Raw genomic sequence first — 14,096 nt, 5'->3', positions numbered from 1 at the left:
ATATCATTTTCTACATATCCTGTTCCTCTTATTGTTACTGTTGTTCCTACAGTACCTTTATTAGGTGAAACTAATATAATCTTTGAAATAATAAAGAAAGGAGATTCCGAAGTTTGTGGCGTATATTGTCCTTTAGAACTAACCGTCTTACTTCCATAAGATTGAGTATTAACTGTAAAGGTAACACTATAGGTACCTACAACAGAAACCGTTACGGTCGCCATTGAAATTGAATTAAGTTTAATAAATACTTTTTCTGCTATCGGAGTAACATAATAATGTCCAGCACCTTCAACAGTAACTATAGTTCCCACCGAACCAATAGAAGGTGTAACTAAAGTAATAGAAGGTCTCATTTCAAATGTTGTGCTATCCGTAGCCTGTGAATTCATTCCGGTAACCAAAATAGTTCTTACACCATATGGTTGGGAATCAACCTTAAAGGTAAGAACAAATGCCCCATCTTCATCAGCTGCATCTACTTCAATTGTTCGAGTAGTTCCAAAATCAACACGGAGTCCTTCCCAAGCCATAAATCCATTACCGGTAACCGTTACTATTGTTCCCACTGTCCCTACGGTAGGTGAAGGAGCAAATATTCGTTGTGTAATGATAAAGAATACATCTTCCTTAAGTTGATTAGAATTAAATCCATAAGCAAAGACCGTTGTCGTTCCATAAGCCTGTGTATCTGCTGTAAATATAGCCCTAAATACACCCATATCGTCTGTTGTAGCCATAGTTAATGTTCTATTCGTTCCAAAATCAATCCGTATTAATTCTATTGCCGCATAACCATTCCCTTCTACAGTAACTATAGTTCCTACCGTCCCTTTTGTAGGTGTTACACTAATAATTTTCCCTTTAACAATAAATATACCTTGAGATTCCGCCGCTGTATTAAGTCCAAAAGCCCTAATAGTAATTGTCCCATATGGTTGTGGTGTAATAGTAAAGGTAGTTGAGAAAGTTCCATCCCCTGTAGTAGTTATAAATGTTACACTTATAGTTGTCCCAAAACTAATGCGTATAAGTTCATTTTGCCCAAAACCGTTACCTTCGACAGTAACATTTCTACCTATTGTTCCTGATTCGGGTGTTATAGAAATAATTTTAGAAGTAATCAGGAAGTAATCATAGCTTGATACGGATGGTACACCAGTATCTACCGCAGTAATAGTTGTCGTCCCATAAGGTTGAGTATTAACAATAAAGGTGCCGGTAAAAGTACCATAGGTACTAACTTTTGGTCGAGGGGGAGGATTTATATCCGGTTCTCCACCAAAGTGGAATCTTACTTCCGTATTCGGGGTATAACCTGTACCCTCTACTGTTACCGTCGTTCCCACAGTACCAGACATAGGTAAAACTCTATTAATTCCTGCCAATATGCTAAATACATTAGTCGCTTTCCCTTGTGATTCAATTCCTGTAACAGTAATTGTCTTTGTGCCTGCACCTTGTTGTGAAACAGTAAATATAGCCATAAAGTTACCCTGATAATCTGCACTAACAAAGGTGATACTGGAAGTAACTCCAAAGTCAACCTGTAATGTCTCTGATGCCTTATAACCATTACCATAAATAGTTACACTACTATCTATCTTACCAACAGATGGTGAAACAACCGTAATATTCGGAATAACAATAAATTCTTCTTGTCTTACTATATCTGTTCTCAGCCCGATAATAGATATTGAGGTAGTCCCATAGACTTGAGTATCAACGGTAAAGGTAAGATTAAAGTTACCTAAAGCAGATGTAGTTGTTATCCCAATAGTCATCGTCGTCCCAAAATCAACCTGTATTGTTTCTGTAGCACCATAACCACTACCTTCTATAGTAACATTGGTTCCCACAGAGCCAGATGTAGGTTGGTAGCTAGTAATCTTACCAAGGATACGGAAGTAATTATAAACCCTGAATTTTTCTTCAAATTGCTTAATTTCTATAGCCGTAATAGTCGTCGTTCCACCTGGTTGTGTAATATCATTACGAAATATGGCGGTAAATGTTCCCCCAGCTGATGCTTTTGGCCACTCCGGTACCGGTGTAAAAGGATCCATACCTACACCTATACCATTATCGGTAGTGCCAAAATCAATCCTTATCGAATCATCCGGTCCACTTTCATCAAAACCAGTACCTATAATTGTTATGTAATAACTTCCAATTGTCCCAGCGGTAGGTGTAACTGAATGGATATTGGGTAAAATCCTAAAGTCATCTGTATCTACTCTACCTGTTGTCGCACCAGAGGCTGTAATAGTATGTGTCCCACGAACTTGAGTGTTAATACTAAAGATAACCGTAAATTCACCTAATTCATTACTCATATCAAAAGCAATGTGAGTAGTAGCTCCAAAATCAATCCAGACTATTTCTCCCATTGGATCGGGAAGTTTATATCCTGCACCTCGCACAGTAATCATCGTCCCTACCGTTCCTTGTGATGGTGAAACTAAGGTAATTCCGGTAATGACAAATTCATCTGTATCTTCAACACCTGATATAAGACCTGTTGCCCTAACCGTGGTTGAACCACATTTAACTTGAGAAATAATCGTAAATGACACCTCAAATTGCCCAATGCCATTAGATGTCGTCCTTGTAATCGTTGAAGTCGTCCCAAAGTCAATCTTAATTTGTTCACTTGCTCCATATCCATTTCCTTTTACGGTTGTAACAATTCCTACCGTCCCAGAAACAGGTGTAATACTGATAATATTCGGTTGAATCGTAATGCTACCATATCGTATTTGATTAGTGCTTATTCCAGTCACTTTAATAGTTGTTGTCCCACAAGGTTGGGTATCTCTAGTAAAGGTCGTACTAAATGACCCAAATGCCGTTGATGTTGGAAGTGCAATACTCTTAGTTGTGCCGAAGTCAATCTGTATTTTTTCCGTTGCACCAAAACCATTACCGGCAATAGTAATAGTCCTGCCTACGGTGCCAGCAGTTGGTGTAATTAGAATAATATTTGATTCAATCGTCAATGTTCCATAAGCCTTAATTCCCAGTATATCTCCATGAGCTATAATAGTTGTTGTTCCATATCGCTGTGTATTTATGGTAAATGTCGTTGTCCAACTACCTTCAGCATAGGTTGATGTTAACTGGTGTGTGCGAGTTGTTCCAAATTCTATGCGGATTGTCCGCGATGCACCATAACCATTACCTCTAACAGTAATTATTGTCCCTACTGTTCCTTTAGTTGGGGTAATGAGAATAATATTCGGTAATATTGTCAATGTCCCTTGTGCCTTAATTCCCTGGTCATCTCCATGAGCAATAATTGTTGTCTGACCATATTGTTGAGTATCCACAGTAAATGTCGTCGTCCAACTCCCTTCGGCATAAGTAGAGGTTAACTGAATTGTTGGTGTGGTTCCAAATTCTATACGGATTGTCCGAGATGCACCATAACCATTGCCGCTAATAGTAATGATTGTCCCTACTGTTCCTTCTGTTGGGGTTATTAAAATAATATTCGGCAATATGGTTATAGTCCCTTCTACCTTAAGTCCATCTCCATGAGCAACTATGGTCGTCTTACCATATTGTTGTGTATCTATGGTAAATGTAGTTGTCCAGCTACCTTCGGCATAAGTAGAGGTCAATTGGATTGTCGGTGTTGTCCCCAACTCTATGCGGATTGTTCGAGATGCAACATAACCATTACCACTTATGGTAATAATTGTCCCTACTGTTCCTTCAATTGGCGTAATCAGAATGATGTTTGGCAATATGGTTATTGTCCCTTCTACCTTAAGTCCATCGTCATCCTGATGAGCAACTATTGTCGTCTGACCATACTGTTGTGTATCTATGGTAAAGGTAGTCGTCCAACTCCCTTCTGCATAAGTAGAGGTTAATTGAATTGTCGGTGTCGTCCCAAATTCTATCCGAATTGTCCTTGATGCACCATAACCATTGCCTCGAACTGTAATTATTGTTCCTACTGTTCCTTCTGTTGGAGTAATCAGAATAATATTGGGCAAGATAGTAAATGTTCCGGATGCCTGTTCACTTCCATAAGCAGTAATAGTTGTCTTACCATATTGTTGTGTATCTATGGTAAATGTAGTTGTCCAGCTACCTTCTGCATAAGTAGAAACTAATTGAATAGTGGGTGTTGTGCCAAATTCTATACGAATTGTCTTTGATGCCCCATAACCATTACCTCGAACGGTTACTATGCTACCCACTGTCCCTTCTGTTGGGGTAATAAGAATAATATTAGAAGTAATGAAGAAGTTTAAGTTAGCAGAACTAAAGTTAGATGTAAGACCTGTTACCTTAACCGTAGTAACACCATAAGGTTGAGTATCTATGGTAAATGTAGTTGCGAACGACCCTGATTGACTGGCACTGACAGTAGTTATGGTCAATGTTGTCCCAAAGTCTATCTTAACTAACTCATTAGCTAAGTAACCATCTCCTTGAAGTGTTACTATTGTCCCAACTGTCCCTTGAGGTGGCGATACTTGAGTTAACTGTGGCACTATTCTAAATTCATACTTCGATACACTCCTACCACTACCCATATCTACAGCCGTAATGGTAGTAGTCCCAACACTCTGGGTATCAACAGTAAAGGTAACCGTCCATGACCCAATGGCATCCGTTGAAGTAGTAGCAATTGTTGGTGATGTTCCAAAGATAATATGAATTGTCTCTGATGCCATATATCCATTACCACAAACGGTAACAATACTACCTACTGTTCCTTCCTTTGGACTAATTAGTATTATCTCTGGTAAGATAGTCACTGTGCCTTTGAATGATATACCATCTCCATAAGTTACAATAGTTGTTATTCCATACGGTTGCGTATCGATGGTAAATGTAGTCGTGAAACTACCCTCGGCATAAGTAGAGGTCAACTGAATGGTTGGTGTAGTCCCAAATTTTATGCGGATTGTTCCAGATGCAACATAACCATTACCGCTTATGGTTATTATTGCTCCTACCGTTCCTTCAGTTGGTGTAATCAAAATGATATTGGGCAATATGGTTATTGTCCCTTCTACCTTAAGTCCATCTCCGTGAGCCATTATGGTCGTCTTGCCATATTGCTGGGTATCGATGGTAAAGGTAGTAGTCCAGCTACCTTCGGCATAAGTAGAGGTTAACTGGATTGTTGGAGTAGTCCCAAATTCTATACGGATTGTTCGAGATGCCCCATAACCATTACCGCTAATAGTAATGATTGTCCCTACTGTTCCTTCTGTCGGAGTTATTAAAATGATATTTGGCAATATGGTTATAGTCCCTTCTACCTTAAGTCCATCTCCATGAACAACTATGGTCGTCTGACCATATTGTTGTGTATCGATGGTAAATGTAGTTGTCCAACTACCTTCGGCATAGGTAGAGGTCAACTGGATTGTCGGTGTTGTTCCAAACTCTATGCGAATTGCTCGAGATGCATAATAACCATTGCCACAAACTGTAATTATCGTTCCTACCGTTCCTTCTGTTGGTGTAATCAGAATAATGTTGGGTAAGATAGTCACAGTCCCTTCTACCTTAAGCCCATCACCCTGAGCCACTATGGTCGTCTTACCATATTGTTGTGTATCTATGGTAAATGTGGTCGTCCAACTCCCTTCGGCATAGGTAGAGGTTAATTGAATTGTCGGTGTCGTCCCAAATTCTATCCGAATTGTCCCTGATGCAGAATAACCATTACCTCGAACTGTAATTATTGTTCCCACTGTTCCTTCTGTTGGAGTAATAAGAATAATATTGGGCAAGATAGTAAATGTCCCTGATGCTCGTTCACTTCCATAGGCAACTATAGTCGTCTGACCATAGGGTTGTGTATCAATCGTAAAGGTAGTAGTCCAACTCCCTTCTGCATAAGTAGAAACTGATTGAATAGTTGGTGTTGTGCCAAAATCTATATGGATTGTCTTTGATGCCCCATAACCATTACCTCGAACGGTTATTATTCTGCCAACCGTTCCTTCTGTTGGGGTAATAAGAATAATATTAGAAGTAATGAAGAAGTTTAAATTAGCAGAACTAAACTTAGATCTAAGACCTGTTACCTTAACCGTAGTCACACCATAAGGTTGAGTATCTATGGTAAATGTAGTTGTGAACGACCCTGATTGACTGGCACTGACAGTAGTTATGGTCAATGTTGTCCCAAAGTCTATCTTAACTAACTCATTAGCTAAGTAACCATCTCCTTGAAGTGTTACTATTGTCCCAACTGTCCCTTGAGGTGGCGATACTTGAGTTAACTGTGGCACTATTCTAAATTCATACTTCGATACACTCCTGCCACTACCCATATCTACAGCCGTAATGGTAGTTGTCCCAACACTCTGGGTATCAACGGTAAAGGTAACCGCCCATGACCCAATGGCATCCGTTGAAGTAGTAGCAATTGTTAGTGATGTTCCAAAGATAATATGAATTGTCTCTGATGCCCTATATCCATTACCACAAACAGTAACCACACTACCTACCGTTCCTTCCTTTGGACTAATTAGTATTATCTCTGGTAAGATAGTCACTGTGCCTTTGAATGATATACCATCTCCATAAGCCACAATAGTTGTTATGCCATAAGGTTGTGTATCGATGGTAAATGTCATGGTGAAACTACCTTTTGCATAAGTAGATGTCAACTGGATTGTTAGTGTAGTGCCAAAGTCTAGGCTGATTGTTCGAGATGCACCATAACCATTACCGCTTATGGTTATTATTGCTCCTACCGTTCCTTCAGTTGGTGTAATCAAAATGATATTGGGTAATATGGTTACAGTGCCCTCTACCTTAAGTCCATCTCCGTGAGCAACTATAGTTGTCTTACCATATTGCTGGGTATCTATGGTAAAGGTAGTAGTGAAACTACCTTCGGCATAGGTAGATGTCAACTGAATAGTTGGTGTTGTCCCAAACTCTACACGAATTGTCCGTGATGCACCATAACCATTGCCTCTGATAGTAATAATTGTCCCTACCGAACCTTGCGTCGGTGTAATCAGAATAATATTGGGTAATATGGTTAATGTCCCGGCGGCTTTAATTACATCTCCATAAGCCGTAATCGTCGTCTTACCATATTGTTGTGTATCGATGGTAAAGGTCGTAGTCCAGCTACCTTCGGCATAAGTAGAGGTCAACTGGATTGTCGGTGTTGTTCCAAATTCTATGCGGATTGTTCGTGATGCAACATAACCATTACCTCTTATGGTTATTATTCTACCTACCGTTCCTTCGGTTGGTGTAATCACAATGATATTCGGTAATATAGTTATTGTCCCTTCTACTTTAAGCCCATCTCCATAAGCCACTACGGTCGTCTTACCATATTGTTGTGTATCTATAGTAAATGTAGTTGTCCAACTCCCTTCGGCATAGGTAGAGGTCAACTGGATTGTAGGTGTTGTTCCAAACTCTATGCGGATTGTTCGCGATGCACCATAACCATTGCCTCGAACTGTAATTATTGTTCCTACTGTTCCTTCTGTTGGAGTAATAAGAATAATATTGGGCAAGATAGTAAATGTCCCTGATGCTCGTTCACTGCCATAGGCAACTATAGTCGTCTGACCATAGGGTTGTGTATCAATCGTAAAGGTAGTTGTCCAGCTCCCTTCGGCATAAGTAGAGGTCATCTGTATTGTTGATGTCGTGCCAAAGTCGATATGGATTGTCTTTGATGCCCCATAACCATTACCTCGAACGGTTACTATCGTCCCTACTGTTCCTGAGGGCGGTGAAATTAAGATGATATTCGATAATATAGCCAATGTCCCTGCGGCTTTATTACTACCATAAGCAATAATCGTTGTCTGACCATAGGGTTGGGTATCAATGGTAAAGGTAGTTGTCCAGCTCCCTTCTGCATAAGTAGATGTCAACTGAATAGTCGGTGTGGTGCCAAATTCTACACGAATTATCTCTGATGCCCCATAACCATTACCTCGAATTGTTACTATTCTACCCACTGTCCCTTCTGTTGGAGTAACAAGAATAACATTAGGCATAATGAAGAAGGTTAAGTTAGCAGAACTAACCTTAGATGTAAGACCTGTTACATTAATAGTCGTAACTCCATAAGGTTGCGTATCTATGGTAAATGTAGTTGCAAACGAACCTGACTGACTGGCACTAATAGTAGTTATGGTCAATGTTGTCCCAAAATCTATCTTAACTAACTCATTAGCCTGGTAACCATCTCCTTGAAGCGATACTATTGTTCCCACTGTTCCTTGAGGTGGTGAAACTTGAGTCAATTGTGGAACTATCTTAAATTCATACTTAGATACACTCTTGCCACTATCCATACCCACAGCGGTAATAGTAGTTGTGCCTACACTTTGAGCATCAACGGTAAAGGTAGTCGTAAATGACCCTATTGCATCCGTTGAGGCAGTAGTAATCGTTAGTGATGTCCCAAAGATTATATGAATTGCCTCTGATGCCTTATAACCATTACCAGCTACGGTCACCATAGTCCCTACTGTCCCTTCTTTTGGACTAATTAGTATTATCTCTGGTAAGATAGTCAATGTGCCAGCAGATGATATTCCATCTCCAGAAGCAATAATAGTTGTTCTGCCATATTGTTGAGTATCTATGGTAAATGTAGTCGTCCAGCTACCTTCTGCATAGGTAGATGTCAACTGGATTGTTAGTGTAGTGCCAAAGTCTATGCTGATTGTTCCAGATGCCACATAACCATTGCCTCTAACTGTAACGATTGCCCCTACTGAGCCTTGCGTTGGTGTAATCAGAATAATATTGGGTAAAATAGTAAATGTCCCGGATACCTTCTCACTTCCATAAGCCGTAATTGTCGTCTTCCCATACGGTTGGGTATCTACTGTAAATGTAGTTGTCCAGCTACCTTCTGCATAAGTGGATGTCTGTTGAATGGTTGGTGTTGTTCCAAATTCTATTCGAACTATGTCCCAGGCAGGATAACCATTGCCACTTATGGTAACAATAGTTCCCACAGACCCTGAAATAGGTGTAATCGAATAGATATTGCCAATAATTCTAAATAATGCTTTAGCCTCTACGCCATTAGTGGCTATAATAGTATGAGTCCCAGCAGATTGAGTATCCACAGTAAAGGTAGCAATAAATGTTCCTGCGACATTAGTAGTAACCATAGCAATAGTTCGATTATTGCCAAATTCAATGCGGATACTTTCACTAGAACCAAACCCAGCTCCATGCACCATAACAATTGTTCCTACTGTTCCAACTTCAGGAGATACAGAGGTAATTTTTACTCCTACAACAAATGTAGTATTAGTTGCGGATTCACCACTTCCCAAACCAGTCGCCACAATAGTAGTCGGTCCACATCTTTGCTCATCTACTGTAAATGTCGCTGTCCATGTCCCATCTGGTGTAGAAGTAACCACCACTCGGGTTATAGTTGTCCCAAAACTGATTCTAATTTGTTCTTTTGCCGCATAACCATTACCCCTTACAGTTACCTCATCTCCTAACATACCGTCGGGAGGAGCTACTTCAGTAATATTTGCAAAAATATCAAAGAATGATTGTGAGGTCAAATCGTCCGCTACATTGGTGGCAGTAATAGTCGTTGTTCCAGCAACTTGTGTTGTTACGGTAAAGGTAGTTGTCCAGCTACCAGTAGAGTCCGTAGTGGTCATCTGCACTGTACTATCCTTACCAAAACTAACCTTAATGGATTCTGCCGTCCTGTATCCATTACCATAAATTGTAACTATCGTTCCGACACTACCTTGCGTGGGTGTTATCCAGGCAATATTAGGCAAGATACGGAAGGTAATCGTAGATGATGCTCCACTATCTCTACCTATTCCCGTAATCGTAGTTGTGCCATAAGGTTGAGTATCAATGGTAAAGGTAACGCTAAATGTGCCATCAATTGATGTCTGTCCTTTGGTAATAGTCATCGTTGTGCCAAAGTCTATTTGCACCTGTTCCTGGGTCTTATATCCTGTTCCAAATAATGTTACTATCCTGCCAACCGAACCTTCAGTTGGTGAAATACTAACTAATTGTGGTAGAATATTAAAGATAACGCTTGATGCCTGCCCTATCTTCAAGCCTACAGCTGTAACAGTCTTTTGCCCATAAGATTGGGTATCAATCGTAAAGGTGGTAGAGAATGTCCCATCTACTGAAGCAGATGTAGTCGTAATCGTCCCGGTCTTACCAAAGTTAACCACTATATCATCTGTAACATCATAACCAGTTCCCAGAATAGTTACTAAACTCCCTACACTACCTTGAGTTGGTGAAATCCAGACTAAATGCTGTTGGATAGCAAATTGTGTCTCATATTTAGCCTGAGTAGAAAGACCTGTTACCTTGATAGTCTTTGTTCCATAAGATTGTGAATCAACTACAAAGGTCGTAGTGAATGACCCACCCGCACTAACACTTGTCAGTTTAATCGTAACCGTATTGCCAAAAGTTATTCTTATATCTTCTAACGCCTCATAACCATTACCTTCCACAATCACGACCGTTCCAACAGAACCAGCCTCTGGACTAACAAGAATAATCTTGGGTATGACAAAGAAGGTAGCTGTAGTTCCAACGCCAGAGAGACCCGGACTAAATGCCATCACAGTGGTACTGCCATAATTTTGAGTATCAATAGTGAAGGTCAGTGTCCATGTTCCTGCTCTTTTGACAAACTGTGAGGTTATAGATACAGTCGTGCCCAAATCAACCTGCACGGTTTGTGAACCGCCAAAGCCACTTCCTTCCACTGTCACCACACTTCCTACCGTTCCAATAGTCGGTGTGAACAACTCAATCTTAGCCTGGATAAAGAAGTAATTAAATGCCTCTTCCTTAGTCTTAAGTGCTCCTTTAGCCTTAATGGTAGTAGTTCCTCCTGGTTGTATATCAACTGTAAAGACAAAACTATATCTACCAAGACCATCGGTTAGATTTGTAGGTGGTGCATAATTAGTCCAACCAAAACTATATTCCATCAGCTCTTGATTACCAAACCCATCACCAGAAATACTCACCACCGTGCCAATAGTTCCACAAGAAGGTGAAACAACAGCAATTCTACCCCTCAGTAAGAAACTCTGATATAGAACAAAATTTGTCTTTAAGCCAGTAACTTTAACAGATTTTGTCCCAAAAACTTGCAGGTTGACTGTAAATGTAGTGGCAAATGAACCATATTCATCTGTCCTTGTAACGGTAATGCTATTGGTTATTCCAAAGTCAATTTGAATATCCTCTGTTACTCCAAACCCATTGCCAGTGATATAAACAATATCTGTAATTACGCCTACTGTTGATGTCATCAAGACAATATTAGGTAGAATAACAAAGGTCGTTTCCTGAACCTGTGAGGTAGTCAATCCTCTAACCTCTACCGTAGTAGTTCCATACGGCTGTCCATTGATAGTAAAGGTTGTGGTAAAGCTCCCAAAGTCCGAGGTAGTGGTAAGGGTTATCGTTTGTGTAATACCGAATTTAATCTTTATTGCTTCTGCTGACTTGCCATAACCAGTTCCACTTAAGGTTACTACTGTTCCCACACTGCCTGAAGTTGGTGTTAATTCAACAATATGAGGTAGAATGGTAAATGTGCTGGTGGCAAATATCCCTATGGTATCATTATAGGCAGTAATAGTTGTGGTGCCATAAACTTGAGTATCAACTGTCCAGGTGGTAGTAAATGAACCATAGACATCTGTCATCGCCGTAACAATAGTAGGATTAGTTCCAAATTCAATCCTGACTTGCTCATTGTCATCAAACCCATTACCGGCTAAAGTAACTATTGTTCCCACTGACCCGGTTGAAGGTGATACACGGATAATATTCGGTAGAATGCCAAATAATGTTTGTGCGGTTGCATCTGAGGTAATTCCCGTAGCAATTACTGTTGTTGTCCCATATCTTTGAGTATCTATGGTAAAGGTTACACTAAACGCACCCCTTATATCACCCGTAGTAGTCTTTATAGTGGTAGTTGTTCCAAAGGTAATCCTAATATCTTCTCCAGAATGGTAACCATCTCCTTCTAATGTAACAATAGTTCCTACCGTACCTTTATCCGGTGAGAGTTTAGTAATACGCGTCATTATCTGGAAGAACCGATATGCCTTTTGATTAGTCGTTAATCCTGTAGCTAAAACTGTGGTTGAACCTACTGGCTGAATATCAACTGTAAAGGTAGTGCTGAATGAACCATAAGCAGTAGAAGTAGTCATAACTATGGTCACATTAGTGCCAAAGGTAATTCGAATAGTTTCTGTTGCACCAAATCCATTACCAGCCACCGTTACCACAGTATCTACATTACCAGAATCAGGTTGTAATTGGATAATATTAGGTTCGATAACAAAGGTAGTGGTAATTGTTGCTTCTGCTACTGTTCTACCTGCTCTAAATGTGGTAGTTCCAAAAGGTTGTGTAGTGATAGTAAAGGTAGTTGAGAAAGATCCATTATTACTATTGAAACACAATCCAATACCCACTAATGTTGTTCCAAATTCAACCCTTACCGTCTCGAGACTATCAAAACCATCACCCCAGAGAATGACCACTGTTCCCACTGTCCCGCAGGTAGGACTGACATGAATTGCCGGAACGATATTAAATGTGCCGGTATAATCTATTCCAACTCCATCTACTACTCTAATATTCTTTAATCCTATCTTCTGTGTATCTACAGTAAAGGTAACCGTAAAGCTGCCAAAGGCGGTTGAAGTAACAATGGTAATACTTGAAGTGTCGCCGAATTTAATGGCTACGGGACTGGTGGCATTGAATCCATTACCTCTAACCGTAACAATAGTGCCCACACTACCTTCTGTTGGAGTAATCAGGATTATATTGGGCAGAATTGTCACTGTTCCTTTTGCCTGTGCTGTTGAATTTATGCCATAAGCAGTAATCGTCGTAATGCCATAGCGTTGTGTATCAATGGTAAAGGTAGTGCTAAATCTACCTTGTGCATCAGGCGTGGTAGTAGTAATTGTCTTAATCGTGCCAAAGCTAATTCGCATAATTTCACCGGTCTGATACCCTGTTCCTTCTAAACTAATAATCGTTCCTACTGTGCCTGCTCTGGGTGAAATAAAGATAATTTCCGCACCAATGTTAAATATTTCAGTGTCTATATTCCTGGTCACAAGACCCGTTGCCATAATAGTAGTTGGACCATTAGGTTGAGCATTAACGGTAAAGGTAGTAGTAAATGTTCCATCACTATTAGCCGTAACCTGGGTAATAGTCTTTATCGTTCCAAAGTCAATCTGAACTAACTCTGATGCGCCATAACCATTACCACCAATTTCTACAAGTGTTCCTACGGTTGCCCCTTGTGGTGTCACATAAACAATCTTGCCTTCAATCCAGAAGGAATCTATATCCGACCCACCACTGATTGCTTTAATTGTTGTCATTCCACCCGGTTGGACATCAACTTCAAAGATAGCCGCAAAGGTACCAAATTCACCCACAACAGCATTACCAATACCCATCCATACCATTGAACCAAAATCAATACGCAACTCATTAATTCCACACGGTCTATATCCATCACCATAGACCCTAACCTTACTTCCAACTGTTCCCCTTGTTGGTGTTACTAAAGTAATATGACTTAAGATAGTAAAGTAATCTCTGCCTACTTGTTGAGTCATACTACCCGTAGCACTTATAGTTGTCAAGCCATAAGCCTGTGTATCAATAGTAAAGGTAGTTGTCCATGTCCCGCGTTGGGTAGTAACAGCAGTGGCTAAAGTAGAACTACGTCCAAAGTCAACATTCACTACCTCAGATGCACCTAATCCATCACCATAAATAGTGACAATCGTTCCTACTGTTCCTTCAGTTGGAGTAACCTGGGCAATATTAGCTAAGATAATAAAGGTAGTTAATGCCTTTGCTCCTGATACACTTATCGCCTCTACAGTAGTTGTTCCATATACCTGAGCATCAACTACAAAATTCTTATTAAAGACACCACTGGCATTGGTATGAGCCGGCGTAGCCGTAATGGTTGAAGTTATACCAAAATGAATATAGACATCCTCACCTATGGGATAACCAGTCCCTTGCACCGCCACTGTTAAACCTACAGA

The 14,096-nt window shown here is 40.1% G+C and carries 1 protein-coding gene (running past both ends of the window); it reads right to left on the bottom strand.

On the bottom strand, positions 1-14,096 hold part of the coding region annotated (locus AB1414_00115; protein MEW6605839.1) for a hypothetical protein (this coding region is incomplete at both ends). Its footprint runs off both ends of the window (34,245 nt to the left, 22,137 nt to the right); 14,096 of 70,478 annotated nt are visible.

The organism is bacterium, assembly GCA_040755795.1.
Lineage (GTDB): Bacteria > UBA9089 > CG2-30-40-21 > CG2-30-40-21 > SBAY01 > JBFLXS01.
This window is presented reverse-complemented; position numbering and strand designations above follow the sequence as displayed.